This window comes from Ornithinicoccus sp. (assembly GCF_057176825.1).
In genome coordinates this window covers 3760386-3785871 of the sequence record NZ_CM169976.1, presented here as the reverse complement: position 1 = coordinate 3785871, position 25486 = coordinate 3760386, and the positions used below count along the sequence as shown (strand labels likewise).

Sequence of the window (25486 nt, the reverse complement as noted above, 5' to 3'; positions counted from 1 at the left end):
CACGACGGCACCCCGCGAGGTGCCCGGATACCAGCGGGAGATCCTCTGCGAGGACGACTACCTGGTCGTCCTGCCGCCGGGGCACCCGCTGGCGGGGCGCAAGACGCTGCCGGTGGCCGCCCTGGCGGACGAGCCCCTAGTCGAGCTCGGGGGGCAGGGCAGCCCGACCGGCCTGGTGATCGAGCACGTGACGCTGGCGGCGGGCTTCACCCCCCGCTACGTCGCGCGCGCCGATGACCACCACGCGATCCTGGCCATGGTCGCCGCCGGCATCGGGGCGGTCATCCTGCCCCGTCTGGCGCTGGCAGAGCTGCCCGAGGGCCTCACCGCGTGCCCCCTCACCGATCCCGACCCGGTCCGTCGCGTGGTGCTCCTCGTCCGCCAGGACCTGGTCCACCTCGAGCACGTAGCCCACGTGGGTGACCTGTTCCGCCAGCAGGCAGGTGCCCTGCGGCGCTGACCCACCCGCCACGTCCCCGGGGCCCGGTAGGGTGCGGGACCATGCCCGAGGAGACCGCCGTGAGCGGGCCGCTGGAGGGTGTGCGCGTCGTCTCCGTGGCCATCAACCTGCCCGGCCCGGCCGCCGCTGCCCGCCTGCAGTCGCAGGGCGCGAGCGTCACGACCGTGCTCCCGCCGAGCGGTGATCCGCTGGAGCAGCACGTCCCGCGCTTCTTCGCGCAGCTGCACGCCGGCCAGCAGATCGAGCGGATCGACCTTAAGGACGACGCGGGGCGGTCCCGGCTGGAGGAGTTGCTCGCCCAGGCAGACGTCCTCCTCACCAGTTCGCGCCCCTCCGCCCTCGCCCGGCTGGCGCTCGACCACGCCTCGGTGAGCGGACGGCATACCCGCCTCTGCCAGATCGACATCGTCGGCGAGCCGGGTGAGCGGGCCGAGGCGCCCGGGCACGACCTGACCTACCAGGCGGCCGCCGGGCTCGTGCGCGACGGCCGCGTGCCGGCCACGTTGCTGGTCGACCTCGCGGGCGCCGAGCGCGCCGCGGGTGAGGCGGCCGCGGCCCTGGTCGAGCGGGCACGGACCGGCCGCGGGTGCCGCCGCGAGGTCGCCCTCTCCGAGGTCGCCGCGTCGATGGCCGGCCCGATCCGGCACGGACTCACCGCGCCGGGCGGCCTGCTGGGCGGCGGTCTCCCGGTCTATGACGTGTATGCCGTGCGGCAGGGCCACGTGGCCGTCGCCGCACTCGAGCCGCACTTCGTCGAGCGGTTGTGCGCCGGGCTCGAGATCGCCCCCGAGGACCTGACGCGCGAGCGCCTCGCGGAGGTGCTCGCCGGTCGGACCGCGCAGGAGTGGCAGCGGTGGGCGGCCGAGCGGGACATCCCCCTGGAGGCTGTCGCCGTCCTCGGCGGGGGCCTCGCGGACCTCGATGGTCTCGGAACTCACGGGGTCAACGACACGACGACTTCATGAGACGTGCGTGCAACTGCGTCGCAGGAGGTCGGGCAGGACGTTGGCCGCCATGGTGAGAGCTGAGGCGATGGCCATGTGCATGTCGAGGTAGCGGTAGGTCCCGAGCCTGCCGCCGAACACGACGCCGGGTTCGGCCGCCGCCAGGCGCCGGTAGCGGCGCAGCACCTCGCGGTCCTCCGCCGTGTTCACCGGGTAGTAGGGCTCGTCCTCGCGCGTCGCACGCCGTGAGTACTCCCGCACGATCACGGTGGAGTCCGGAGGGTGGTCCCGCTCGGGGTGCAGGTGGCGGAACTCGTGGATCCGGGTGTACGGCACGTCGCGGTCGGCGTAGTTCATCACGCTCGTGCCCTGGAAGTCCCCGACCGGGAGGATCTCCTGCTCCAGGTCCAGGGTGCGCCAGGCCAGCTGCCCCTCGACGTCCCCGAAGTACCGGTCGACCGGGCCGGTATAGACCACCGGCACCCGGCCGACGAGCGCGTCCTTGCACAGCGGTTGCCCGGGATCGAGGAAGTCGGTGTCCAGCCGCACCTCGATCCGCGGGTGGTCCAGCATCCGGGCGAACCACACGGCATACCCCTCGACCGGCAACCCCTGGTGCCGGTCACCGAAGTACCTCGTGTCGTAGGTGTAGCGCACCGGCAGCCGGGAGATCACCGACGGCGGCAGGTCCCGCGGGTCGGTCTGCCACTGCTTGGCGGTGTAGCCGCGGACGAAGGCCTCGTAGAGGGGCCGGCCGACCAGCCCGATAGCCCGCTCCTCGAGGTTCCGCGGTGCCTCCCGCTGGCTGCCGGCGTGCTGCTGGACCGTGGCCCGCGCGGCCTCGGGGGTGAGCGCCGACCGGTAGAACTGGTTGATCGTGGCGAGCGTGATCGGCATCGGGTACACCTCACCGCGGTGGGTCGTGAAGACCCGGTGGGTGTAGCGGGTGAAGGCCGTGAAGCGGTTGACGTAGTCCCACACCCGCGCGTTGCTGGTGTGGAAGATGTGCGAACCGTAGGGGTGCACCTCGATCCCGGTCTCCGGCTCGATCCGGCTGATGGCGTTGCCGCCGGGGACCGGCCGCCGATCCAGGACGAGGACCCGCAGCCCATGCTGGGACGCCGCGCGTTCGGCGACGGTCAGGCCGAAGAGGCCGGCGCCCACCACGACGAGATCAGCATCCATGACCGTCTCGCTGGAGGGGTGCCCAGGCGGCTCCGGCGGGGCAGTGCCTCGTGGAGCTCGCGCTCCAGGAGTCGTATGCCGCGCAGCCGCCGTAGGTGCGGGAGGTCCTCGACCATCTCGAGGTACCGGTGTCCCCACAGGGCGTAGTCGGGGAACCGCTCCAGGCGGCGGGCGAAGCCCTTGCGCCGCCAGGCCCAGGGTTTGACGCCGGCGTAGTGCAGGCCGTGCGCGAGGTCGATGCTCGGGTAGCCGTAGAAGAGGGAGTAGCGGGGGTCCACGCTGGTCCACTGCCCGGACCAGTAGAGCGTGGCGGCCTGCTGGTCAGTCCACGACCACCCGTCGCGGGCGAGCCGGCCCACCTCGCCCTCGCCGATCCACTTCATGAAGTCGGCGTAGGCACGTGCGGACGGCTCGAGGACGAGCAGGGAGGCGTTCACCCCGTAGTTGTCCACGTCGGTCCGCACCCGGTCGGTGATCTCGCGGGGGACTGGCTGCCCCGGCGGGCAGACGTCGCCGTAGACGTCGTGCCACACCCACCGACCGGTCTCCATCGCCTCGGGTCGGGGGACGAGCCGTCCCCGCGAGTTGATGTCGGCGAGGTGCTCGCGCCGTTCGTTGATGATGCCAGCCGGGGCGGGGAGGTCCCACAGGTCGTCGAATCGGCGCAGCGGCAGCAGGTCGGCGTCGAGGTTGATGACCTTCTCGTAGCGGGTTCCGAGGTCCCCGTCCGGGCCGAGCCGCAGCGTGGTGAACCGGGTCAGGGCGGCGCTGCCGACCCGCGCCGAGCCGGTGCGCGGGGAGCCCGCGCGGGGGCCGGGTGAGTGCGGGAGTCCGATCTCCTCGACGGCGAGCACCCGGTCGTAGACGCTCAGCAGGGCCTCGCGGGCTCGCTCAGAGACGCCGTCGGTGACCAGGCACACCCGGTCGGCGCGGCAGCCCTGGCGCCGCAGCCCATCGGCGGCCATTAGGCAGCCGGGCAGGTAGCTGTCGTTGAACATCAGGTAGGTGACGAAGGCGCGCCGGTCGGGACGCGGCGCCGACCCGCACCGGGTCGTGCCCGCAGAGCCGGGCCGCGCCCGGTCCGCGCCACTCGTCGTCTCGACCCACCGCATACCGCATCACCGTTGATTGGTGGCGCCCGTCACGGGGCGCCTGGGAGTTCGAGCGTGACCGAGATGGCGCAGCCCGATCAACAGGTTTTGGCTCGCCTGCTGGGCCGGCTCGGTCCCGCGTCCTCAGGCGTTGGCGGCCCACTCGCCGTAGAACAGGGCCAGGCCGACCGCGACGCCGATGCCGGCGATGATCCAGAACCGCGCGACGATCGTGACCTCCGCCCACCCGACCAGCTCGAAATGGTGGTGCAGCGGTGCCATCCGGAACACCCGCCTGCGGGTCAGCTTGAAGAAGGCCACCTGGATGATGACGGACATCGTGATCATCACGAAGAGGGCGCCCAGGATCGGCAGCATCAGCTGGGTGCGGGTCAGGATCGCCATCCCGGCCAGGGCCGCGCCCAGAGAGAGGGAGCCGGTGTCGCCCATGATGATCTGGGCCGGGGACGCGTTCCACCAGAGGAACCCGAAGCACGCGCCGCCGATGGCGCAGGCCACGATCGCCAGGTCAAGGCTGTCCCGCACCTCGTAGCAGTGGGGGCCGGGCACGACCGCGCAGTTCTGGTTGTACTGCCACAGGCTGATCAGGGTGTAGGCGCCGAAGACCATCACGGACGCGCCGGTGGCCAGCCCGTCGAGGCCGTCGGTGATGTTGACGCCGTTCGAGGCGCCGGTGATCAGCAGGTTCGCCCAGAGCAGGAACAGCACCACGCCGACGACGGGCCCGGCGAACGCCAGGTCCAGGCTGGTGTCCCGGATGAAGGAGATGGCCGTCGATGCCGGCGCCCGGCCCTGGTCGTCGGTCACCAGCAGGGCGAGGAGGGCGAAGACGACGGTGACCAGCGTCTGCCCGATGAGCTTCTGGGTCGAGGTGAGCCCCAGGCTCCGCTCCTTGGAGATCTTGGTGAAGTCGTCGAAGAAGCCCACCAGCCCCAGGCCGACGAGCAGGAACAGCACGAGCAGGGCGCTGAGGGTGAACGGGCTGGCCGCGACCTCGAGCAGACCACTGCCCCCGACGACCGCGAGGACCAGGCGGGAGCCGAAATAGCCCACGAGGGTCGCGGCGATGATGACCGCGCCACCCATCGTCGGCTTCCCCCGCTTGTGGTGGTGCAGGGTGAGGTCGTCCCGGATGAACTGCCCGTACTGCCGACGGATCAGGAACCTGATGAACAACGGCGTGCCGAGCAACGCCACGAGCATGGCGATCCCGCCGGCCAGCAGGACGTTGACCATCGGCCCTCTTCTCCACCTCGTGGCTGGGCGTCTGGCCCACAGTCCGACCTATCTTGTGGTCCCGGTGGGCGTGCGCGAAGCCCGACACGCAGCAAGCCGGCGAAGAGGGCCGCAGGTCAGGCCTCTCCGACCGGGCTGAACTGGAGGTCGTAGGGCGGCAGGGCCTCGGCCAGCTCCAGGAGCGTCGCCAGGTCGGGAGTCTCGATCAGGTAGAACCCCCCGAGCTGCTCGACGGCCTCGGCATACGGCCCGGCCGTCACGCTGCGCTCACCGCCGCGCATGCGCACGACCGTGGGCTGCCCGTCCAGGGCCTCCGCCGACAGGATGGTGACGTCCTCACGGGCCTGGCAGGCCGCCCCGAAGTCGTCGTGCTGCTGCATCGCGGCCGCCTGTTGCTCCGGAGACTGCTCGTCCCACGGGGGCCGCTCGCCCTCGGACATCAGGAGCATCAGGTACTTCATGGTCGTCCTCCTCCGTGCCTGCACCGTGCAGGCCTCACCACCATGACGGACGTGCCCTACGGCTTTCGACACCGGTGAGGACGTCCCGCAGTCCTGGCCCGTCACGCATGCGTGCCGAGCTGCGCGATCACGTCGGCAAGGTCGTCATCGTCCATGTCTTGATACTGCCCCGAGGCGAGATCAGCCCACCCCTTGTCAGCGGCTCTTAGCAGGGCTGCCAGCCTGGCGGCGTCCTCCGACTCACTCAGGAAGACATTCCTCGTGGGCACGGTCACCACCTCCGTTGGCAATCTATGCCATGGGTCGGACGAGTCGGGCCGGACGTGGCCCATCGTCAACGCCCCGTGACGGCCGCTGCTTAGTCCACGAAGGCCTGCCGCATGGCGGCGCACGGCGCGGCTCGCCCTGGCCCCGCTAGGGTTCTCGGAGTCGACGAGGGGACGTGCGCGGTGTGGTCACGGTGGCGGGACAAGCGGGGACCGACCCCGGCCGAGCCCGGTGACGGCAGCCCCCTGAGACCACACCACCCGTGGCAGATGCTGACCCGCTCGGTCTTTCACATCGAACTGGTCGACGTCGACGGCGACAGGCGCGACTACGCCGTGGACGTGCACTACTTCAGCTGGGACGGCACGGTCTCCTTCTATGTCGACGGTCGCCAGGAGCTGGTGTCCGAGCAACCCACCGCGTTCCCGGTGCCCGGCGGGGTGGTCGAGGTCTCGGTCGGGTCCTCCGGCCTCCGCCGGATTCACCTGGTCTCCGACGACGGGAGCGCCGAGCGCACGCTGACGCCGGTGCGGCACAGCGCGGAGTACTGGCGGGCGATCGCCGATCATCGGTACCCCACCCTCAGCCGATGGATCGGCCGTGCGGCCATCGCGATCCTGCTGCTCGGCCTGGTGCTCTTCGGGCCGCAACTGCTCGAGGCCCTGACCCAGTGGGAGGTCGTGGGGGACCGCGTCGGCACCTACACCTCGCCGATCTCGCTGCCCGGGTGGCTCAACACCACGCTGCTGGTGGCTGGCGTCGCCGCCTCACTCGAACGGGCCCTGACGCTGCGCAGTCACTGGCTGATCGACCTCAAGCCGTGGTGGTTGTAGGCCACTCAGCGCGCCATCGCGCATGAGTCGGCCATGCCTTGTCCTACGTATCGGAGGCTCGCGTGGCGACGGTCACGATGGCATCCACGAGGTCCGGGACGACGTCGACCGGGACCTGGTGTCCCAGCCCGGGGATGACCCGCAACTCGGAGCCAGGGACGCGCGCCTCGATGTCATAGGCCGCCTCCACCGGCACCAGCGGATCGTCATCACCTTGGACGATGATCGTCGGGGCACCGATCCTCTCGAGGTTGGCAAACCGGTACTCGGCGCTGGCAAGGTGACCGACCAAAGACATCGCTTCCTGACGGGCGAGCGCGTCAGGGTCGAAGCGTCGTTCCACGGCTCGCAGCACGCCCGCCCGCAACTCGTCCTCGTCCGCCGGGTAGTCGGCCCCGGCCAATGCCAGCTCCTCAGCCACGCGACGGTCGATGAACCCCTCCCGGTCGGTCGGCCTCGACCCCGCAGGAACGTTGGCGAACGCCTCGGGGTCGATCGGTGGCAGCTCGGGATTGCCCGAGTCAGCGGCCAGCAGTGTGAGCGAGCGGACGCGTTCCGGTTCATCGATGGCCACCAACTGTGCGATCGCTCCACCCATCGAGAGTCCCACCACGTGAGCATCCGGCACATCGAGTGCATCGAGAACGCCGATTGCGTCGTCGGCCATATCGTCGAAGGTGTAGGGCACGGGAAGGGGTCCCCCGCTCTCCAACGCCTCACCGATCGCAGCCTCGTCGAGCGGTTCCACCTCCGCGGCCACGGTCGTGAGCCCGACATCCCGGTGGTCGAAGGTGACGACCCGGTAGCCTTCGTCGGCCAGCGATTCGACCATCTCCGTCGGCCAGTCGATGAGTTGCATCCCCGTGCCGGCGATCAGCAGCACGGTCTCGTCCTGCGGAGAGCCCAGGCTCTCGTAGGCGATCACCGCCCCGTCGAGCTCCACTTCACCGGACTCCAACCCGGGATCGGGAGCGCCGCCAGCGCAGGCCGCCAGCAGGGTCAGAGCCACGGGCAATATCACGAGGCCGTCTCTTCTCGTCATCAGACGACACTACGGTCACGCCGCTGGCCGCACGACCCAATTTCTTTGCGCCAGGCCCGGAGTGGCCCTCAGCACCTCAACTCAGCAGCGACCTCTACCCTGCCTACGTGGCCGACTGTGCGACCCCCAACCTGCCGGCGCGTGACCTTGGGGCCACCTCCGAGGTCTACGCGGCGCTGGGTTTCCCGAGACTGCCCCGGGGCTGGCCGCGTGTGCACGGGCACCTTCGATCACCACGGCGCCAGCCGCACGCAGGCCGCGCTGCAGGGCGGCATCAATGACTCGGGGCCGATAGGTCTGCCCCATCACCTCAGCCGTCTCCATGAAGAAAGACTGCGCTATCCGGATGAGGGCTCGACTGTCATGCTCGACTGATGGTGTATATACTTAACGTATTTACAAGGAGGCGTCATGACCACGACCCGTCTCTTCCGGAGCAACCGCACTCAAGCCGTGCGCCTCCCCAAAGAGGTGGCCTTTCCTGAGGACGGGGAGGTGACGATCACGGTCGAGGGTGGCGCGCGCGTCATCACACCCGCGGGCCATGCGTGGGACAGGTTCTTTGACAGCCTCGATGACCTCGACGTCGAGATTCCCGACCGCGACCAGCCAGACCCCCAGGAGCGTGACTGGTCGTGACGGTGCCCCGCTTTCTGCTGGACACGAGCACAGCCATCGAGGTCCTGCGGGGCCGTCGGCCCGAGATGCGCCAGCACTTCAACGCGCACTCGACCGAGCTCGTCACCTCGACGGTCGTGGCCACGGAACTCCTCTACGGGGCGGACCGGTCGGCCGACCCGGCACGGCTACGTCGTCAGGTGGAGTGGCTGCTGGACCTGGCTTCCCCACTCGCCTTTGACGAGGCGGCCGCGAGCCATGCGGCCGACGTGCGCGCGGAGCTCGCGGCAACCGGGAGCCCGATCGGCGCCTACGACACACTCATCGCTGGGCATGCCAGGTCCCGCGGGCTGGTGGTCGTCACCCAGAACCTGAAGGACTTCGGGCGCGTGTCTGGCCTGCGGTGCACCGACTGGTCCTGACCTCACGACCCCAGTGCGTGCCCAGCGGCGAACACCTCGTATGCCGTGGCCCTATGCGGGGCGACGGGCCTCGATCAAGAACTGCAGTGGGAGGCGCTCGGGGTGATCCCGCAGGCGATAGCCATGACCGCTGTCGTCTCGCACCATAAGCTCTGGCCATGGGGACCAGGCTGCGTACGGCATCTCCTCAAGTGCGTCGATCGCCAGGCCCGCACGCAGAAGGGCGGTCACGATCTCGCCGAGGGAGTGGTTCCACTGGTGGTTGCGGGTATGAGCAACAGCTGGAGCATCGTCGGCGGCCTCGATGTAGCTCCCCTCGTCCTCCCAGGTCAGCGGCCGGTCCTGCTGGAAGTAGGGCTGCTCGACCTTCAATCCGTCGCTCACGTCCTCACCGATGGTCATGAACATGGGGTGGTCGTCTCGGATGAAGAAGCGGCCGCCGGGGGCGAGGAGTGACGCCACGACGCGCGCCCAGCTGTCGACGTCTGGCAGCCAGCACAGCACGCCGAGCGAGGTGTAGACCAAGTCGAAGTCGCCGTTGACTGCCTCCCGGGCGTCATACACGTTCGCTTCGACGTACTCGATGGCGGCAGCCGCGTCCGCTGCGATCGACCGGGCTCTGTGGATCGACTCGCCGGACAGGTCGACTCCCACCACGCGCCGGGGCCCCAGCCGGGCCAGGCTGACGGTGTCTGTGCCCAGGTGGCACTGCAGGTGGATGACGTCCTTGCCCGCCAGGTCGCCCAGGCGTTCGACGTCCGTGGCCAACGTGTCGCTGATGGCAGTGCGATCGTCGATCAACTTCTGAATGCCGTACCCGGACGCATGGTGCAGCGCTGACCGATCGTCCCAGTTCTTCCGATTGTCTTCGAACCAGCCGGAGATATCGGCGACGGATGTTGATGCCATGAGCGCGCTTAGGGGCCGACGACCTGGTGGTCGACGCCCAGCAGGTCATAGGTCCGACGGGCGCGGAGGTCCCGCGTGAGCAGGCGTCGCTCGTTGGTGCGGGCCGCCTCACCGACGAGGGCGTCGTAGACCGCGCCACCGAGAACGCCCAAAGTCGCGAGTCGGGGCCGCAGCGCGCTGCTGGCACGCGGGGATAGCCACACCACATCGGGAAAGACGCGATCGATCAACGCCGCAGCATCCGTCGCATCGACGGCCAGTTCCCCGGGCAGCCGGGTCAGGACGGCGAACACCTCGTATGCCGCGTGGCCGGCAAGGGCGGGACGGTACTCACGGACGGCCGCCAGGCAGGGGGTGTGAGCCGCGTGCCCCGCATCCAGTGCGGCAACAGCGACGCTGGTGTCAACCGCCCACGAGTCAGCGCTGGCCATCGTCTCGCCAGCGCTGGACATCGGCATCGGTCACTGTCATGCCACGGGCGGCCTCGATGACCGGCCAGCCGTCGAGCTCCACGATGCGCCGCCCTGCTCTGCGGACGGGAGTGAGGAGAAGGCCGTCGCCGGTCAGGGTCACTTCGAACTGGACATCGGGCGCCAATCCCAACTGATCCCGGGCTTCCTTGGGGATGACCACGCGCCCTGCCTTGTCCAGCGATGCCAGCATGCCAACCACTCTACCATTGCGCCCGTTCTGCCACCCCTTGATCTCACGATCTTGTCCGGACCCCAGACATGGGGACCTTGTGGAGAAGATCTGGGGCGGGGCCTGGGGCAGCGGTAGAGTTGCTGTATGTCAGCCGCTGAGGTGATCCGAGCCGCGATGGCGCTCACGCCCGAAGAGCGCTCGCGGATCGCCGACGTGCTCTACGAGTCCGACGAGTCCGACCGGGACGTGATCGACGCGGCGTGGGCCTCGGTCGCCGCCCGACGGGCCGACGCACTCGAGAGCGGAGCTGTGCGGATGCTGACGCGCGAGGAAGCGGACGAATATCTCGACGCGCGCGCCGCTGCGGGAGACGCTTGACCCTCTGCTCCGGGTTCCATCCCTAGGCGCTCCGCGAGCTGGGCGACGCGATCCTGTGGTACGACAAGGGCGGACAGGGCCGGGGTGGGCGGTTTCGCGCTGAATTCGACCAGGTCGTGGATCGTTGCATGGAGTGGCCTGAGTCAGCATCGGTGCTCTCGGTCCCAGGATCCGACAGGGCTTATCGCCACGCTAGCGTGCCGCGGTCGCACTACCGGGTCGTCTTCTACGTTGCAGACGACGTCCTGAAGGTCGTCGCGATCGCCCACGAGCGGCGGAGGCCGCTCTACTGGGCGGACCGGGACTGATGTCCGCGGCCGTTGCGGCACCGGCCCTGGCCCTGGCCCTGGGAGGATGGAACCATGCGCCTGAGCACCGTGGAGCAACTCCTGCATCATCTGGACGGCGTGGTCGCCGATCATGATCGTGGCGATCGCACCTCCAAGGAGTCGGCGGACTTCTGGGTCCAGATGCTGACGACTCGGGGGCACCCACTCAACACAGATCTGCCCGACGAGCCCCTGGTCGACTGGCACGAGCGAGGTCTGTTAGGCGACCTGCGTGGAGTGCGGGTGCTCGATGTCGGGTGCGGCAACGGGCGTAACGCCGCGTGGCTGGCAGACCACGGTGCGCACGTGGTCGGCATCGACATCGCCGCGCCCCTCCTGGAGGCGGTCCGGTCGAGTATGCCGAGCGCAGTCACCTTGATCTCGAGGGACGTGCTGCGCGACGAGTTGCCGGAAGGGCCGTTCGGTCTGGTCTATGACTCGGGGTGCTTCCACCACCTGGCGCCGCACAGGCGCATCACCTACTTGGAGCGGGTGATGCCCCTGGTTGCGGAGGGCGGCAGGTTCGGCATCGTGACGTTCGCCCAGGAGCGGCAGCCCAGTCCCTCCGACACGGAGGTGCTCGTCACGGGTGACACGGCCGGTGGGACCTCGTTCCTGCTTGAAGACCTCGCGGAGACCTTCGGTCGCTATCTCCAACTTGTTGAGGCGAGGCCGGTGGCGGCCGGGAGGGAAGGCGTCTTCGGGGCGGACTTTCTGAACGCGGCCTCTGCTGTCGCGACCACAGCACGCTGGTTCGGTGCCCCGCTAGTGTGCCGGCATGGGTCAGGCCGACATCGATGCCGCGATTCAGGCGTACTACTCGCGGCAGTTCGACGAGGCCAACCGGCTCGTCGCGCGTTCCGCGCAGGGCGAGCTTGAGTTCGTCCGCACGCAGGAACTCATCACTGAGCGCATTGACGAGCAATCCAGGGTTCTCGATATCGGGGGAGCGACGGGGATCCATGCCACGGCACTGGCTGAACGAGGTCACGCGGTGGTGCTGGTGGATCCGGTCGAGAGTCACGTGCAGCAAGCACGCAAGCACGGTGGCTTCGATGCCCAGGTGGGCGATGCCCGGAGCCTCGACTTCTCGGTCGACTCGTTCGACGTGGCCCTGCTCCTTGGGCCCCTCTATCACCTGTCGTCAGCGGCCGAGCGCCGTCGCTGTCTGCAGGAAGCAGCGCGCGTGGTGGTGGCGGGTGGCTGGGTCTTCGCGGCCGCGATCCCCCGCTTCATGCGGCACGCTGCACTCAGTCTTGGGATTGACGTTCCTGTTCCGTATCCGTCGGCGTGGGTCGAGTTGTTGGAGTCCGGCACCCCGCCCCCGGCGGACCGGTTCCCGGCAGGGCACTTTCACACCGCCGAGGAGTTCGGTGCGGAGCTGGCCGATGCCGGACTGCTCGACGTGGAAGTCCACGCGATCGAAGGGGCCGCCGGCCTGCCACTTGAACAGCTCACCGCGCGTGACCCTGAGCTGCTGGCAGCGGCGCTGGCGCTCGTGCGCCGGACCGGCGCTGTCCCGGGGGTCCGGGACATGTCCAACCACATCATGGGGATCGCCCGCGTGCCGTAGTTGAGAGATGACCTGCAGAGTCGCGAGTGTGCACGGTGGGCGGCAGCCGATCAGATCACCGTGGGTGATCCGGTCGAGGTTGTCCTTGATCCGTGCTTCACCCAGCATCCCGTCGACAACCCTCGACGTCGTCGACCAAGAAGTGTCTTGCGGACCTCTGACCATGCAGCGACTCGAGGTGCGCGCCCGCGGCCTCCAGCGCTTCGACGAGGGCCGAACGTTCCTCGAGGCTACGCCTTGGCACGGTTGGGCGACGCGAGGTCAGGTCAACAGGTACTCGAGCCGGCGCATGTAGGTCAGACACTCTTGCGGGGGAACTCGATCAGTGACGAATGCCAACAGTTCCAGGCACGTCACGGCGAGACATACTTTGAACACGTCGGTCCCAGCGACGCTCTCGCCGTGTTCCCGGATGCGGGCAATGGTGCGAGGATCGGCGTGGTGGGTCCAGGTGGGTCCTTTCGAGGTCGGGTAGGTGGGCGTCTATCAGCGCTAGGAACGCCTCGCCTGCTGGGCCCAGGGCGGCCACGTCACTGCGCGGCCCCTCACTTTCGGTCAGGACGCTCAGCGCGTAGTCGCTCCACGTGCTCTGTGTCGATCGGGCTAGGCCGGCCTGCAACTCGATGGCAGCAAGTACCTTCTCCAGGGGCATCTCGGGCCAGGTCACGTGACGTCCAGGGGCCAGTTGCGCGATGACGTACGCCAGGTCCGTCCCGAGGGTTCCCGCCTCCAGCCATGCCGGGGTGGGGTACCCGACGCCCACCAACTGGTTGACGAGCTCGGTGGTCTCCTCGCGTTGGTGCGCCAGCCCGGCGTTCACCGACCAGGTGAGTACCGCCAAGTGGCCGTTGATGTCGCTGACGACCCACGCGCCGCCTTGGCGCCCACCGCTCAAAGGGCGCACCAGCGTGAAGGTGGCCCCGGCCGATTCGTTGACTCCAGCCATGACCTCCCGCCAAGTCACTTCCGTCATCAGGCCATGGTGCCAGGTGTAGGTTCATCGGCTGATCTGTCGGGGAGCGGGCGTGTGACCTGCGGACCGGGGGGTCCGGCACCGCTGACAAAAGGTCACGCGGTGGTGCTGGTCGATCCAGCCGGCTGGTGTCGCTGGTAAAGCAGGATGAAGACGCCCGGTTCCGCGCGGCACATGATGAACTGTGTCCCTGAATCGGAGGTGTCTCGCCAGTACTCGCTCAGCCTACTTCGGTGGCCGCGGCGAAGGAAGCGTCGATCTCCTCGCAACGCACCGCCAGGGCCACCGGCGGGTTCGGCCTGGCGAACTCAGCGACGGTGACTCGCTGACCGGAGGTGGCGTGCTCTTGGGAGGGCAGTTCGCCAGCAGTCTCATAGTCATCGTTGAACCCCAGGGCCGCAGCCCACAGCGTTCGCGCAGCTTGCGCGTCAGGGGTGGCGATGATCCAGCCAGTGGGTGTGCCGATCTGACGGGTCATGACCAGCATGTTAGTCCGCAGGGAGCGACCACTACAGAGTTCGCTTCGATCCGACCGGGCGCAGATTCGGCGGCTTGCTCAACTGCCGATGACCGGACGTTGGCTCCGCCCTCGTCGAGCCAGGGGCGGCTGAGGTTGTCTTGGTTGCGTGCTCCGCTCAGTGGATCGGGAGCATGAGCAGGTTCTGTTGAGGGGCAAAACCCGCTCAAGCGTAGAGCGGGATAGCACGACCTCCGGATTGCACCGTGATGCGGGTGCAACCGGAAGTGCGGCCATGATCCACGAGCCGCTGAATCAAGCGAGCGCCGATGCTGCGGTTCCTGTGCCGAGGGAGAACGAACATCGACTGGATGTCGCCGGTCCGGCGGTGGAAGCTGCGTGGATCAGGCACCCGGGAAGCGAGTGCTATGAAGCCCATCGCAACCAACTCGGGACCATCGGCTGCGACGTATGCAACGAAGTCATCCTGTTGCTGGTACCAATCGGCGAAGTCTCGGGTGTACTCATCGAAGGAAGACTCGAGCGCTGGCTGGCCCTCTTTGCTTCAGGTCCACCGCAGGCGGGCGAGGCCCGGGAGGTCCGCCGCGGTGGCCTGCCTGATGGTGATCGACATATCCAGAACGTTAGCCGTGTACCCCCTACTCGCCCGGGCAGTCGGGCCCCTGCCAAAGCGAGGGCGGCACCGACTCTCCGTCGGCGTCGACGTCGTAGACGTCCGTGTCCAAGGGGTTCGCTGCGCCCACGGGGAGGGCCGCTAGTTTTCCAGCGCGCCGAGGTGGTGGCGCCGAGAATGTAGCACCCGCACGACGAGCAGGTCACCAGCCGCGGTCGGCTGGTAAAAGACTCCGTAGGGGAACCGCCGCACCCGGGCCCTGCGGAGCCAGTCGAACCCTTCAACCGCCGGTGCTCCGCTGGGAAACATCACGATCCGCTCGATGGCCGCGTCGACGTCGTCGACAAAACGCGTGACCAACCCTGCGTCGATGTCGGCGTAGTAGGCGCAGGCCTCCTCGACATCGCTCACCGCGTGCGGGGTGAGGACTACCGTCAACGTCGTCGACCAGGAAGGGTCTCGCGGACTTCTGACCAGTCATGCAGCGACTCGGGGTCCGCGTGGGCGGCGTCCAGCGCCTCAACGAGTGCCGAACGTTCCTCTTCTGTCGGCCGGTAGATGGCTTCACCAAAATGGGTGCGCAAGGCCTCCTGGATGACCTCTGAGCGGCTCCGGTGCTCGATCGAACGTGCCCGCTCCACCATCTCGTACAACTCCTCCGGGAGCGTCACCGCCACCTTGCGCACCGCCATACCAACCTCCTGGGTATGACTAGATCATACCCAGGAGGAGTAGGTGCGTGACCTGTGGACCGACCCGACGCCCAGGCGCGCGCCCCGCCCCCCGCCAGGCTGTGTGGGAAGTGCCTCGACATCGGGAACAATCTGGGCGGGCCCACAGTTGAGTCAGATGTACTCAACTTCACTGAGTCTCGATTTGACATGGTCGAGTCCGCGGTTGCAAGTTGGGCCACGGAACCACAGACCACCCGGTCTCGGCTGCGCGCCGGACCACACCGCATACAGGGAGAACACACATGGGACGAGCAGTAGGGATTGACCTCGGCACCACCAACTCCGCGGTCGCCGTCCTCGAGGGCGGGGAGCCGAAGATCATCGCGAACGCCGAGGGCGGACGCACCACGCCGTCGGTCGTCAGCTTCGCCAAGAACGGGGAGATCCTCGTCGGTGAGGTTGCCAAGCGGCAGGCCGTCACCAACGTCGAGCGCACCATCCGCTCGGTCAAGCGCCACATCGGCACCGACTGGAAGTCGGGGGACATCGACGGCAAGACCTACACGGCGCAGGAGATCAGCGCCCGCACGCTGATGAAGCTGAAGAAGGACTCCGAGTCCTACCTGGGCGAGGACGTCACCGACGCGGTCATCACCGTGCCGGCCTACTTCGACGACGCCGAGCGCCAGGCCACCAAGGAGGCGGGCGAGATCGCCGGCCTCAACGTGCTGCGCATCATCAACGAGCCGACCGCGGCCGCGCTGGCCTACGGCCTCGACAAGGGCAAGGAGGACGAGCTGATCCTCGTCTTCGACCTCGGTGGTGGCACCTTCGACGTGTCGCTGCTCGAGGTGGGCAAGGACCCGGAGGACGGGTTCTCCACCATCCAGGTGCGCGCCACCCACGGTGACAACAAGCTCGGTGGTGACGACTGGGACGAGCGGGTCGTGCAGCACCTGCTGACCACGGTCAAGAACCAGACCGGCGTCGACCTGTCCACCGACAAGATCGCGATGCAGCGGCTGCGGGACGCGGCCGAGCAGGCCAAGAAGGAGCTGTCCAGCTCCACCTCGACCTCGATCAACCTGCAGTACCTGTCGATGGGTGCCAACGGCCCGATCCACCTGGACGAGTCGCTCTCCCGCGCCCAGTTCGAGCAGATGACCTCGGACCTGCTGGACCGCACCAAGGCGCCGTTCGAGCAGGTCATCTCCGACGCCGGGATCTCGGTCTCCGACATCGACCACGTGGTCCTGGTCGGCGGCTCCACCCGGATGCCGGCCGTCGCCGAGCTGGTCAAGAAGCTCACCGGCGGCAAGGAGCCCAACAAGGGCGTCAACCCGGACGAGGTCGTCGCCGTCGGCGCCGCCCTGCAGGCCGGTGTGCTCAAGGGTGAGCGCAAGGACGTGCTGCTCATCGACGTCACCCCGCTGAGCCTGGGCATCGAGACCCAGGGCGGGATCCTGACCAAGCTGATCGAGCGCAACACCGCGATCCCGACCAAGCGCAGCGAGGTCTTCACCACCGCGACCGACAACCAGCCGACGGTGGGCATCCAGGTCTACCAGGGTGAGCGCGACATCGCCCAGCACAACAAGCTGCTCGGCAACTTCGAGCTGACCGGCATCGCGCCGGCCCCCCGTGGCGTGCCGCAGATCGAGGTCACCTTCGACATCGACGCCAACGGCATCGTGCACGTGTCCGCCAAGGACCGCGGCACCGGCAAGGAGCAGTCGATGACGATCTCCGGCGGCAGCGCGCTGCCCAAGGAGGAGATCGAGCGGATGATCAAGGACGCCGAGGCGCACGCCGAGGAGGACAAGAAGCGGCGCGAGGAGACCGAGAACCGCAACACCGCGGAGCAGCTGGTCTACTCCACCGAGAAGTTCCTGGCCGACAACGAGGACAAGGTCTCGGCCGAGTCCCGCGGCCCGGTCGACGAGGCGCTCACCGAGCTCAAGGACGCCCTGAAGCCGGAGTCCGGAGCCAGCGCCGAGGACATCAAGACCAAGATGGAGAAGCTCTCCGCCGAGTCCCAGAAGATGGGTGCCGCGCTGTATGCCGAGCAGTCCGCGGGAGCGGACGGTGCGGCTGGTGCTGGTGCCGGCTTCCCCGGCGGCGAGGGCTTCCCGGGTGGCGAGGGCTTCCCGGGTGCCGGGGCCGAGCCGGGTGCCGGTGAGGGCACGGCGGCCGGTGACGACGTGGTCGACGCCGAGGTCGTCGAGGACGACGAGGAGACCAAGTGACCGAGGCCAGCGGCGGCGCTCCCGAGGGGCGCGACCAGCAGGACCGCGACCCGGAGGAGACCACCGGGCCGGTGGTCCGCGACAAGCGGCGCCTGGATCCCGAGACCGGCGAGGTCCGGCAGCCCCCCGCGGGGGCTGCCGCGGCCCCGCCGGGCGACGAGGCCACCGAGCCCGGTGCTCCCGGCGGGACCACCCCGACCGGTGCGGCGGACGGTGACGGTGAGCAGTCCGCATACGAGGGCGACGTGCCGGACGCCGACGAGGCGCACCCCGACACCCAGCTCGCCGCGGACCGTCTCGAGGACCTGCGCCGACTGCAGGCGGAGTACGTCAACTACAAGCGGCGGGTGGACCGGGATCGTGCCCGGGACGCCGAGGCTGCGGTCGGTGGCGTCGTCGAGGCGCTGCTGCCGGTGCTGGACGACATCCACTCCGCGCGGCAGCACGGTGACCTGGCGGACGGGCCGATGGCCGCGATCGCCGACAAGCTCAGCGGCACCCTGGAGCGTTTCGGCGTCCAGCAGGTCGGTGAGGTCGGCGAGGCCTTCGACCCGAACTTGCACGAGGCGCTGATGCACCTGCCCGAGGCCGACCTGCCCGAGGGCGCGACCGACACGACCATCGTGCAGGTCATGCAGCCGGGATTCCTGGTCGGCGACCGGCTGGTGCGTGCCGCGCGCGTGGCCGTCGCGGACCCGGCGCCCTGACCCGTTCCGGTCGGTCCTGGTGGGGCCGCAGTTCGCCGTCGGGCGGCGCGCGGCCCCACCACCGGCCGGGTGGACCCGACCGGGGGATGATGGAGCAGCAGAACCCCTGCCGCGTTGGTGCAGGGGAGGACAAACCCGCTACGAAAATGCGTGGGGGGACGACAAGATCACTACGAAAATTGGCAGGGAGGTGAGGACAGATGGCGAGTCAGGACTGGTTCGACAAGGACTTCTACGCCGTGCTCGGGGTGAGCAAGTGACGCCGACGAGGCGGCGATCAAGAAGGCCTACCGCAAGCTGGCGCGGACCTACCACCCGGACTCAGAACCCGGGGGACGCCGCGGCCGAGCAGCGCTTCAAGGACATCGGGGAGGCCAACGCGGTGCTGTCCGATCCCGAGCAGCGTCAGCAGTACGACGCCGATCCGCGCAGATGTCCCGGGGCGGGGCCCGGTTCACCGCCGGTGGCGGCGGCGCCGGGGGAGCCGCGGGCTTCGAGGACGTCTTCGCCCAGATGTTCGGCGGCGCCGGTGGCGGGCGCGGCGGTGCCCAGAACGTCCGGTTCAGCACCGGTGACGGTGGGGCCGGCATCAACCTGGAGGACCTCCTCGGCGGAGGTTTCGGGGGCGGTGGCTTCGGCGGCGGTGGATTCGGGGCGACCCGGCGGGCCGCGGCGCGGGCCGGGACGTCGAGGCACGGACCACGATCACCTTCCGCCAGGCGGCCACTGGCGACACGGTGACCCTGCAAACGCCGGAGGGCGGGCGAGTCACCACCGCGGATCCCCGCCGGCGTCCGGGACGGGCAGAAGATCCGGCTGCGCGGCAAGGGCATGGCCGGCGACCCCGGGGCGCCGAAGGGCGACCTGATGCTGCACGTCGCGGTGCAACCGCACCCGGTCTTCGGCCGGGACGGACTCAACCTCACCGTCGACCTGCCGGTGACCTTCGCCGAGGCAGCGCTCGGGGCCACCGTGGAGGTGCCGACCCTGGAGGGCGCCCGGGTCAAGGTCAAGGTCCCCGCGGGCACGCCGTCGGGGCGGGTGCTGCGGGTCAAGGGCCGCGGCATCGCCGCCAAGTCCGGCACCGGCGACCTGCTCGCCAAGGTGACCGTCGTCGTGCCGCAGCGGCTCAGCGACACCGCCCGCGAGGCGGTCGAGGCGCTGCAGGCCGAGGAGGCCGGCGAGGCGGGGCCCCGCGAGGAGATCTACGGCCGGGCCCGGACCTGATCTGGGCATACTGGATCCGGGCCCACCGGACCCGGGCACACTGACGGAGGAGGGCAGCATGGCCAGGCGGCGACAGCACGACGACGACACCCCGGTGTTCGTCATCTCCGTCGCGGCCGAGCTGGCCGGGATGCACGCCCAGACGCTGCGCCAGTACGACCGGCTCGGGCTGGTCACCCCGCAGCGCACCCGCGGCGGCGGCCGCCGCTACTCGGCGCGCGATGTCGCCCGGCTCCGGGACGTGCAGCGGCTCTCCCAGGAGGACGGCATCAGCCTGGCCGGGATCCAACGGATCATGTCCCTGGAGCTGCAGCTGGACGCGCTGCGCTCCAGGGTGGCCGAGCTGAGCGCCCGCAACGAGGAGCTGGAGCGGACCATGCGCAGCGCGAGCCGGGTGTTCGCGGCCGGCGCCGCCGGGGAGGTCACCGTGCTGCCGCCGGGGCGGCGCCCTCGCCAGGTCGGCCAGCTCGACCGCCGTGGTGCTGTGGCGGCCGCAGGACGGGCCGGGGTCGCGCTGACTCCTGGCTCCCGGTGGCCGTCTCCCGCTGACGGGCTAGCGCATCGGCGCGCACCGGCTGGCGCAGCACCGTGCGCAGGCGCTCCGGGGCGACCCGTCGCGGGTCGCTCAGGTAGATCTCGTGGTGCGGCCCGTTGAAGGTCAGACCCCGCGCGGGCATTACCTCGTGGTGCAGCCGGGCCAGGGTCGGCCCCTCGTCGTCGTAGCTGCCCTGGTGCATGATCTGCAGCGACCGGCCCTCGGTGAGCTCCCTCACCCGCACGTCGGTCACCGGCAGGTCCGGCTTCTTCCGGGTTGCGGTGGCTAGCCCGGCGGCCACGTCCTCGGCTCCCACCTGGTCGGGGAGGGCGATCAGCATCGTCCAGTCCCAGTCGCCCTTGCGTCGTTCGGATGAAGGCCGTCGGGTCCGCGCTGACCCACAGGCCCTCGAGCGGGAGGGACCACGAAGTCTGTCGCCGGTCCGGTCGCGGAAGCGCGAACTTGGTCGCGTAGGCGCTGGCGTAGAGCGACGCGACGGCCGCCGCGTAGGCACGGAGACGTGTTGGGGTCGCCGTGCCCGTCCGCCGCCAGGTACCTCATCGGCGGGACGTCGACCTCGGTGAACTCCTCCGAGGCCGAGGCCCGTACAGGTCCGTGCCGGTCCTTCTTCAGGTCGATCTTCACCGCGCCGCCGTCCCGCACCTGGTCGACGAGGTCGCCCAAGGTATCCACCGTTGCCCGCAGGTCACCGGGCGTGACACCCACCGAGCCGAGGGCCTGCCCGGCCCGCTCGGCGAACCCCGCCGGGGCGCCGGCCTGCGCTCCGGCCAGGGCGACCAGCCCCTTCTCGTTCGTCACCCACGTCCCCGCCCGCGCGCAGACCGCGTGGGCGGCCAGCAGCACCGCCCGGGTCAGGCAGGCGGCGACGTAGGTCGCGTCGCCCCGCTCGGCCCCCTTGCCCGCGGCCCCCACCAGGAAGTCCGCCTCCCACAGGGCGTCCACCATCGCCGTCGCCAGGTCCGCCGGGTAGTGGCGCACCGCCGCCTGCAGCTCACCCAGCCGACCAGAGGGGTCGGCGAGGATCCGGGCGGTCGCCAGCTCCCCGGCATACGAGATGTCGAGGAAGCCGAGCGGGTGCCCGGCCTGCGGGTGGAAGCCGAACTCGCCGCGCTGCGCGCGGGTCCACTGCTCGCGCACCCGGTCGAGGTCGCGCAGGATCCAGTCGACGGCCGTCCCGTCCACGGTCAGCCAGGCGCCGCCGTTGACCCACGGGCCCCAGCCGCCCGGCCCGGCGATGTCGACCGGTCCGCCGGTCAGTTGCTCCGCCAGCCCGGCGAGGTCCGCGATGTCCACCTCGCCCTCGTAGTAGACGCCGAGGTCGACGTCGGAGGTGGGGAGGTGATCGCCGCGGGCGCGGCTGCCGCCGAGCACGACGCCGACGACGGTATGCCGTCGCGCGAGTTCGGTGGCGATCTCCCCGATGCGCTGGTCGCTGATCACCCGGCCAGCGTAGGCCGCCGGTCGTCCGGAGTCAGGCGGATTCGAGCGCCCCGGCCGGCGTCGCGGCCCGCGAGAGCCGGCGGGAGGCCCGGGTGAGCATCGCGCGGACGACCACCGGGTGCACCGGACGGACTACGCCGAGGTAGCACCGCCCCGCGCGGGACTTCTGCCGGGCCACCGTGCTCAGGGTCACGCTGTCGTCGGCGACCAGCACCGAGACGCGGAAGTCCAGGTGGCCTGCGTCGGTGCCCAGCACGACCTCGTGCGCGGTGCGCTCGAGGGTGTCGAAGGAGTGCTCGTCGCCGCGCTCGACCCCGATGAGGGGGACCAGCAGGTTGCGCAGCCCGAGCAGGGCCAGCACCCAGGGCGGTGCGTCGCGGAAGGTGGCGTCGGCCCACGCCTGAGGATCGGTGGGGTGCCCCGGCCGCAACGCGACCCGCCAGGCGTCGGCGAGGTCGGTGTGCTCGAAGGCGCCGCGCGCCAGGTGGGCGTCGGCCGGGATGGGGGCGGCACGGGCAGCGTGGGACTCGATCAGGCGGTGCAGCAGCCGCACCCGCGGAGACCATCGGGCGGGGCGGCGCACGGTGCCGGTCGCGGTGCGTTCGGCGTTGTCCAACAGGTCTTCCAGTAGTGCGTCGTGCAGCGACTGCACCGCCAGCGGGAAGAGCACGCGCATGGTGCCGTGGGGCGTGGCGGCGATCTCGTGCCGGAGGCGGCAGCGGTCCCTGCCCAGCGGGGTGAGCGTGAAGGTGTGGGTGCCCTCCAGTCCGGTCGACTCCCGGAAGGTGAACTCGACGAGCCTGCCCGGCTCGTGGGCGGTGACCTCGTATCGGACCTGGCCGTGCCCGCCGTCTGCGCCTGCCTGCAGCGGACGGTCCAGCACCATCGGCGTCCAGGTGGGGGAGGGCCACAGCCGATCGCCCGGGCCGCCGAGCCGGTCCAAGAGGGGAGCCAGTTGTGCCGGCCGGAGCCTCGATGGTGCGTTCATGGACGTTGCGCATGGGGCGCCTCCCTCTCCGTACTGCACCGTATGGTCATTCCATACGGTAGCGTATGGCAGGTGGCGGAGCGACTGACGGCGCAGGACTGGGCGGCTGCGGCCCTCGTGGCCCTCGGCGAGGGCGGGCTCTCGGCGGTCGCGGTGGAGCCGCTGGCTCGCCGGCTGGGCGCCACGAAGGGGAGCTTCTATTGGCACTTCGCGAACCGGGCCGCGCTGGTCGATGCCGCGCTGCACCTGTGGGAGCAGGAGCACACCGAGGCGGTGGTGGCGATGATCGAGTCGCCCGGGGACGGCGACCGGCGGGCGGACCCGGCCGACCGGCTGCGTGCCTTGCTGACCACCGTCGTCGGCTATGCCAGGAGCGGTGGTCTGGAGATGGCGCTGCTCGCCTCGGCCGACGACCCGCAGGTCGGCCCGGTGCTGCGCCGGGTGACCGAGCGCCGCGTCGAATACGTCGCGACGCTCTATGAGGAGTCCGGGCTGGACCCGGTCGCGGCACGCCGCAGTGCCTCGCTGGCCGTCAGCGTCTTCCTGGGCCATCTGCAGTACGCCCGGATCGGGGAGTTGCCCGTCCCCGCTGCCGGTGCGGAGTGGGCCGCCTATCTCGACGTGGTCCTGGAGCGGTTGCTACCGGGTCTGGAGTGACGTCTGGGGCTAGTGGGGCTCCCCGGCAGGCGCCCGGAGGTCAGCGGAGGGCGACACCGTCGGGGCCGAAGAGCAGGATCTCGTGGGCGTGGACGCGCAGGGTGAGCTGGGTGCCCTCCTCGACGGCCTGGCGCTTGTCCAGCCGCAGGACGATGTGGTCGGCGCGCACCTTGCCGTCGCCGCCGAGGCCGAGCGGGTCGACGAAGGCGAAGCTCTCCGAGCCCATCCGCTCCACGCGGGCCACCTGGACGGTCAGGTGCTCACCGGGGGTGTCGGGGGTGACGACGTCCACGCCCTCGGGACGGATGCCGACGGAGACCGACTCCGGCCGGTCGGCCCCGTCCGGCAGCGGCACGGACAGCGAGGGCGCGACCACGGCGCGGCCCTCGCGGACCGGCACGTCGTCGACCAGGTTGATCGACGGGGACCCGATGAAGCCCGCGACGAAGGTGTTGACCGGCGACTCGTAGAGCTCGGTGGGGCTGCCCACCTGCTGCAGGTGGCCGTCCTTGAGGACGCACACGCCGGTCGCCCATCGTCATCGCCTCGGTCTGGTCGTGGGTGACGTAGACGGTGGTGGTGCCCAGCCGCTGCTGCAGGTTGGCGATCTCGGCGCGGGTCGACACGCGCAGCTTGGCGTCCAGGTTGGACAGCGGCTCGTCCATGCAGAACACCTTGGGGTTGCGCACGATGGCCCGGCCCATCGCCACGCGCTGCCGCTGACCGCCGGACAGCTTGGCGGGCTTGCGGTCCAGCAGCTCGTCCAGCTGCAGGATGCGCGCCGGCCTCCTCGACCCGCTCCCGGATCTGAGCCCGCGGGACACCGGCGTTCTTGAGGGCGAAGGCCATGTTCTCGCTGGCCGTCATGTTCGGGTAGAGCGCGTAGCTCTGGAAGACCATCGCCACGTCGCGGTCGCGGGCGCGCTTGCCGGTGACGTCCTTTTCATCGATCAGGACCCGCCCGGAGGTCGACCGGCTCCAGGCCGGCGAGCATCCGCAGCGTGGTGGACTTGCCGCACCCCGAGGGGCCCACGACGACGAGGAACTCCCCGTCCTCGACCGCCAGGTCCAGGGCGTCGACGGCCGGGCTGTCGCTGCCGGGGAAGGTGCGGGTCGCCTCCTCGAACCTCACCGATGCCATGTGTTCCTCCAGGTGCGCTGATCAGGGATGGTGCGTGGCCGGGCCGGGCGGCCCGGCCACGCCTGGTTCGCCGGGGGCCGGCTCAGAGCTGGGGCTCGATGTCCCGCTCGAAGACGGCGGTGGTCTCGTCCGTGAGGGTCTGGAACACCGACTCCACGTCCTCGCCACCGGTGGTGATGCGGTCCAGGGCCGCGCCGATCCGGGCGCCGCCGCCGGGCACGAAGACCCGGGCGTAGTCCTGGGGCGCGGTCACCTCGAGCTGCTCGATGGCGGTCCGGAAGTTCGGGTTCTCCTCCAGGTAGGCCACCGTGTCCTCGTGCTCCAGGGCGTCCTTGCGGACCGGCATGTAGCCGACGTTCTGGCTGAACGTCACCGTGTTGTCGGTGTTGGTGACGAACTTGATGAACTGCATCGCCGCCTCCTTGCGCTCGTCGGAGATGCCGTCGGCGATGGCCAGGCCCGCGCCGCCCGTCGGGCACCCGGGGGGCGGGCCGGGCAGGAAGGCGGTCCCGAAGTCGAACTGGGCGGTCTCGAGCAGGCCGCCCAGCGAGCCGGTCGACTGCAGCAGGCACGCGGCCTGACCCGCGCCGAACTGGTTGTTGGCGTCATTGGAGATGCCGATGTGGCCGGCGTTGTGCTGGTCCTGCAGGAACTTCGCGGCCTCCAGCGACTCGGGCTTCATGAAGGCGGGGTCCCACTCCTCGGAGTAGGCGCCGCCGAAGGTCCAGATCATCCCCTGGAAGTGCCAGTCGAGGTAGTCGCTGCCGTCCGGGACGGTCAGCGGCACGATGCCGTCGTTGGCCGCCGCCAGCTCCTGCGGCGAACTCGGCGAACTCCTCCCAGGTCTCCGGGCCCCGGTCCGGCAGACCGGCCGCGCTCCACATCTCCCGGTTGTAGTAGAAGAGCGGGGTCGACCGGGCGTACGGCAGCGCGAAGTGGGAGCCCTCGAACGCGTAGTCCTCCCGGAGGGAGTCGACGTAGCCGTCGGTGTCGACGTCCGCCGCGCTCCACAGGTCCTCCATGGGCGTGATCGCCCCGGCCAGTGCGAAGTTGAACCAGGTGACGTCGGAGGCGACGATCACGTCGGGCAGGTCGCCGCCGGAGAGGGCCGCGTTGAACCGCTGGGCGAGCTCCTCGTAGTTGGCGCCCGCGGACACCAGGCGCACCTCGATGTCGTGCTCCTCCTGGAAGGCGGAGATGAACTGCTCCTCGACCTCCTTGGAGCCACCGGGGTGGTTGGACCAGAAGGTGATCGTGTCCGCGGACCCCCCGGCACCCCCGGTGGCACCGGAGTTGTCGGACGAGCCGGTGCCGGCGCAGGCGGACAGCCCGGCCAGGCCCAGGCCGGCGGCGGACAGTTTCATGAAGCTGC

The 25486-nt window shown here is 69.9% G+C and carries 30 protein-coding genes and 5 pseudogenes; 15 read left to right on the top strand and 20 right to left on the bottom strand.

Annotated elements, in window-relative coordinates:
• Nucleotides 1-19: 19 nt before the first annotated feature.
• Nucleotides 20-460 carry a LysR substrate-binding domain-containing protein gene (locus tag AC1QRC_RS18860; RefSeq protein WP_484204753.1) on the top strand — a complete coding sequence of 147 codons (441 nt, stop codon included), beginning with the start codon at nt 20-22 and terminating at the stop codon, nt 458-460.
• 41 nt (nt 461-501) lie between these two features.
• A complete protein-coding gene (locus tag AC1QRC_RS18855) occupies nt 502-1425 on the top strand; it encodes a CoA transferase (RefSeq protein WP_484204752.1) in 924 nt (307 codons plus the stop codon).
• Here AC1QRC_RS18855 and glf read toward each other — a convergent pair.
• The 5 genes from glf to AC1QRC_RS18830 form a co-directional block, all read right to left on the bottom strand.
• A complete protein-coding gene (glf, locus tag AC1QRC_RS18850) occupies nt 1420-2589 on the bottom strand; it encodes a UDP-galactopyranose mutase (protein ID WP_484204751.1) in 1170 nt (389 codons plus the stop codon). The two genes, AC1QRC_RS18855 and glf, sit on opposite strands and share 6 nt — an antisense overlap.
• A complete protein-coding gene (locus tag AC1QRC_RS18845) occupies nt 2544-3701 on the bottom strand; it encodes a glycosyltransferase (protein ID WP_484204750.1) in 1158 nt (385 codons plus the stop codon). Before AC1QRC_RS18845 ends, glf begins: the two co-directional genes overlap by 46 nt.
• Nucleotides 3702-3824: 123 nt before the next feature.
• Nucleotides 3825-4937, bottom strand: coding sequence for a phospho-N-acetylmuramoyl-pentapeptide-transferase (gene mraY / locus AC1QRC_RS18840; RefSeq protein WP_484204749.1), 1113 nt, complete (start codon nt 4935-4937; stop codon nt 3825-3827).
• 116 nt (nt 4938-5053) lie between these two features.
• A complete protein-coding gene (locus tag AC1QRC_RS18835; RefSeq protein WP_484204748.1) occupies nt 5054-5398 on the bottom strand; it encodes a YciI family protein in 345 nt (114 codons plus the stop codon).
• Between the two features lie 101 nt (nt 5399-5499).
• A complete protein-coding gene (locus tag AC1QRC_RS18830) occupies nt 5500-5667 on the bottom strand; it encodes a hypothetical protein (protein ID WP_484204747.1) in 168 nt (55 codons plus the stop codon).
• Between the two features lie 267 nt (nt 5668-5934).
• Here AC1QRC_RS18830 and AC1QRC_RS18825 point away from each other — a divergent pair, with 267 nt between their 5' ends.
• Entirely contained in the window at nt 5935-6498 is a 564-nt protein-coding gene (locus tag AC1QRC_RS18825) for a hypothetical protein (protein ID WP_484204746.1), read from the top strand.
• Nucleotides 6499-6541: 43 nt separating this feature from the next.
• Here the strand turns inward: AC1QRC_RS18825 and AC1QRC_RS18820 are convergent, their stop codons facing one another.
• Nucleotides 6542-7507, bottom strand: a complete 966-nt coding sequence (locus AC1QRC_RS18820) for an alpha/beta fold hydrolase (protein ID WP_484204745.1) — start codon at nt 7505-7507, stop codon at nt 6542-6544.
• Between the two features lie 243 nt (nt 7508-7750).
• Between AC1QRC_RS18820 and AC1QRC_RS18815 the strand changes: the two genes are divergently transcribed.
• Genes AC1QRC_RS18815 through AC1QRC_RS18805 form a run of 3 tightly spaced genes read left to right on the top strand, consistent with a single transcriptional unit; the run spans nt 7751 to nt 8580 of the window.
• Nucleotides 7751-7915 carry a hypothetical protein gene (locus AC1QRC_RS18815; protein WP_484204744.1) on the top strand — a complete coding sequence of 55 codons (165 nt, stop codon included), beginning with the start codon at nt 7751-7753 and terminating at the stop codon, nt 7913-7915.
• A 36-nt stretch (nt 7916-7951) separates the two neighbouring features.
• Nucleotides 7952-8179: an antitoxin gene (locus AC1QRC_RS18810; protein ID WP_484204743.1), complete on the top strand. Its 228-nt coding sequence runs from the start codon at nt 7952-7954 to the stop codon at nt 8177-8179.
• The gene (locus AC1QRC_RS18805) at nt 8176-8580 is read left to right on the top strand and encodes a PIN domain-containing protein (RefSeq protein ID WP_484204742.1); all 405 of its coding nucleotides are present in this window, start codon (nt 8176-8178) and stop codon (nt 8578-8580) included. The genes AC1QRC_RS18810 and AC1QRC_RS18805 overlap by 4 nt, the downstream gene beginning before the upstream one ends.
• Nucleotides 8581-8631: 51 nt before the next feature.
• Here the strand turns inward: AC1QRC_RS18805 and AC1QRC_RS18800 are convergent, their stop codons facing one another.
• Genes AC1QRC_RS18800 through AC1QRC_RS18790 form a run of 3 tightly spaced genes read right to left on the bottom strand, consistent with a single transcriptional unit; the run spans nt 8632 to nt 10152 of the window.
• Nucleotides 8632-9489, bottom strand: a complete 858-nt coding sequence (locus tag AC1QRC_RS18800; RefSeq protein WP_484204741.1) for a class I SAM-dependent methyltransferase — start codon at nt 9487-9489, stop codon at nt 8632-8634.
• An 8-nt stretch (nt 9490-9497) separates the two neighbouring features.
• A complete protein-coding gene (locus AC1QRC_RS18795) occupies nt 9498-9920 on the bottom strand; it encodes a PIN domain-containing protein (RefSeq protein WP_484204740.1) in 423 nt (140 codons plus the stop codon).
• Nucleotides 9907-10152, bottom strand: a complete 246-nt coding sequence (locus AC1QRC_RS18790) for an AbrB/MazE/SpoVT family DNA-binding domain-containing protein (protein ID WP_484204739.1) — start codon at nt 10150-10152, stop codon at nt 9907-9909. Before AC1QRC_RS18790 ends, AC1QRC_RS18795 begins: the two co-directional genes overlap by 14 nt.
• 126 nt (nt 10153-10278) lie before the next feature.
• Between AC1QRC_RS18790 and AC1QRC_RS18785 the strand changes: the two genes are divergently transcribed.
• From AC1QRC_RS18785 to AC1QRC_RS18770, 4 genes are read left to right on the top strand one after another with little or no spacing between them, the layout of a single operon-like run.
• Nucleotides 10279-10512 carry an addiction module protein gene (locus tag AC1QRC_RS18785; protein WP_484204738.1) on the top strand — a complete coding sequence of 78 codons (234 nt, stop codon included), beginning with the start codon at nt 10279-10281 and terminating at the stop codon, nt 10510-10512.
• Nucleotides 10513-10550: 38 nt separating this feature from the next.
• A complete protein-coding gene (locus AC1QRC_RS18780; protein ID WP_484206697.1) occupies nt 10551-10820 on the top strand; it encodes a hypothetical protein in 270 nt (89 codons plus the stop codon).
• A 54-nt stretch (nt 10821-10874) separates the two neighbouring features.
• A complete protein-coding gene (locus AC1QRC_RS18775) occupies nt 10875-11720 on the top strand; it encodes a class I SAM-dependent methyltransferase (RefSeq protein ID WP_484204737.1) in 846 nt (281 codons plus the stop codon).
• Nucleotides 11620-12414, top strand: coding sequence for a class I SAM-dependent methyltransferase (locus AC1QRC_RS18770; RefSeq protein WP_484204736.1), 795 nt, complete (start codon nt 11620-11622; stop codon nt 12412-12414). Before AC1QRC_RS18775 ends, AC1QRC_RS18770 begins: the two co-directional genes overlap by 101 nt.
• A 322-nt stretch (nt 12415-12736) precedes the next feature.
• On the opposite strand, the gene AC1QRC_RS18765 is transcribed toward AC1QRC_RS18770, so the two are convergent.
• The 5 genes and pseudogenes from AC1QRC_RS18765 to AC1QRC_RS18745 all read right to left on the bottom strand — a co-directional run bounded on the left by AC1QRC_RS18765 (nt 12737) and on the right by AC1QRC_RS18745 (nt 15170).
• Nucleotides 12737-13387, bottom strand: a complete 651-nt coding sequence (locus AC1QRC_RS18765) for a hypothetical protein (RefSeq protein ID WP_484204735.1) — start codon at nt 13385-13387, stop codon at nt 12737-12739.
• Between the two features lie 220 nt (nt 13388-13607).
• Nucleotides 13608-13865 (bottom strand): hypothetical protein, encoded by a 258-nt coding sequence (locus tag AC1QRC_RS18760; protein WP_484204734.1) that lies wholly within the window; start codon nt 13863-13865, stop codon nt 13608-13610.
• Nucleotides 13866-14070: 205 nt separating this feature from the next.
• Nucleotides 14071-14364: pseudogene (locus AC1QRC_RS18755) on the bottom strand (GNAT family N-acetyltransferase); the annotation flags it as partial.
• A gap of 255 nt (nt 14365-14619) precedes the next feature.
• On the bottom strand, nt 14620-14916 hold the full coding sequence (locus AC1QRC_RS18750) for a type II toxin-antitoxin system RelE/ParE family toxin (RefSeq protein WP_484204733.1): 297 nt from the start codon (nt 14914-14916) through the stop codon (nt 14620-14622).
• Entirely contained in the window at nt 14913-15170 is a 258-nt protein-coding gene (locus tag AC1QRC_RS18745) for a hypothetical protein (RefSeq protein WP_484204732.1), read from the bottom strand. Before AC1QRC_RS18745 ends, AC1QRC_RS18750 begins: the two co-directional genes overlap by 4 nt.
• 284 nt (nt 15171-15454) lie before the next feature.
• On the opposite strand from AC1QRC_RS18745, the gene dnaK reads away from it, so the two are divergent.
• From dnaK to AC1QRC_RS18725, 4 genes and pseudogenes are all read left to right on the top strand, one after another.
• Nucleotides 15455-17398 (top strand): molecular chaperone DnaK, encoded by a 1944-nt coding sequence (gene dnaK, locus AC1QRC_RS18740; protein ID WP_484204731.1) that lies wholly within the window; start codon nt 15455-15457, stop codon nt 17396-17398.
• Complete coding sequence (locus AC1QRC_RS18735; RefSeq protein WP_484204730.1) at nt 17395-18105, top strand: nucleotide exchange factor GrpE; 711 nt, start codon at nt 17395-17397, stop codon at nt 18103-18105. Before dnaK ends, AC1QRC_RS18735 begins: the two co-directional genes overlap by 4 nt.
• Nucleotides 18106-18305: 200 nt before the next feature.
• Nucleotides 18306-19332: pseudogene (locus AC1QRC_RS18730) on the top strand (DnaJ C-terminal domain-containing protein).
• Between the two features lie 58 nt (nt 19333-19390).
• Nucleotides 19391-19630, top strand: a pseudogene (locus AC1QRC_RS18725) (heat shock protein transcriptional repressor HspR); the annotation flags it as partial.
• Nucleotides 19631-19754: 124 nt separating this feature from the next.
• Here AC1QRC_RS18725 and AC1QRC_RS18720 read toward each other — a convergent pair.
• From AC1QRC_RS18720 to AC1QRC_RS18710, 3 genes are all read right to left on the bottom strand, one after another.
• Entirely contained in the window at nt 19755-20069 is a 315-nt protein-coding gene (locus AC1QRC_RS18720) for a GyrI-like domain-containing protein (protein ID WP_484206696.1), read from the bottom strand.
• Between the two features lie 131 nt (nt 20070-20200).
• Nucleotides 20201-21328, bottom strand: a complete 1128-nt coding sequence (locus AC1QRC_RS18715; RefSeq protein ID WP_484204729.1) for a nucleotidyltransferase family protein — start codon at nt 21326-21328, stop codon at nt 20201-20203.
• A 31-nt stretch (nt 21329-21359) separates the two neighbouring features.
• On the bottom strand, nt 21360-22316 hold the full coding sequence (locus tag AC1QRC_RS18710) for a DUF2867 domain-containing protein (RefSeq protein WP_484204728.1): 957 nt from the start codon (nt 22314-22316) through the stop codon (nt 21360-21362).
• 72 nt (nt 22317-22388) lie between these two features.
• On the opposite strand from AC1QRC_RS18710, the gene AC1QRC_RS18705 reads away from it, so the two are divergent.
• Nucleotides 22389-22973 (top strand): TetR/AcrR family transcriptional regulator, encoded by a 585-nt coding sequence (locus AC1QRC_RS18705; RefSeq protein ID WP_484204727.1) that lies wholly within the window; start codon nt 22389-22391, stop codon nt 22971-22973.
• 40 nt (nt 22974-23013) lie between these two features.
• Here AC1QRC_RS18705 and AC1QRC_RS18700 read toward each other — a convergent pair.
• From AC1QRC_RS18700 to AC1QRC_RS18690, 3 genes and pseudogenes are all read right to left on the bottom strand, one after another.
• Nucleotides 23014-24114 (bottom strand): annotated as a pseudogene (locus AC1QRC_RS18700) (ABC transporter ATP-binding protein).
• Between the two features lie 82 nt (nt 24115-24196).
• A complete protein-coding gene (locus AC1QRC_RS18695) occupies nt 24197-24847 on the bottom strand; it encodes an extracellular solute-binding protein (protein WP_484204726.1) in 651 nt (216 codons plus the stop codon).
• Between the two features lie 136 nt (nt 24848-24983).
• Nucleotides 24984-25478, bottom strand: a pseudogene (locus tag AC1QRC_RS18690) (extracellular solute-binding protein); the annotation flags it as partial.
• Between the last annotated feature and the right edge of the window lie 8 nt (nt 25479-25486).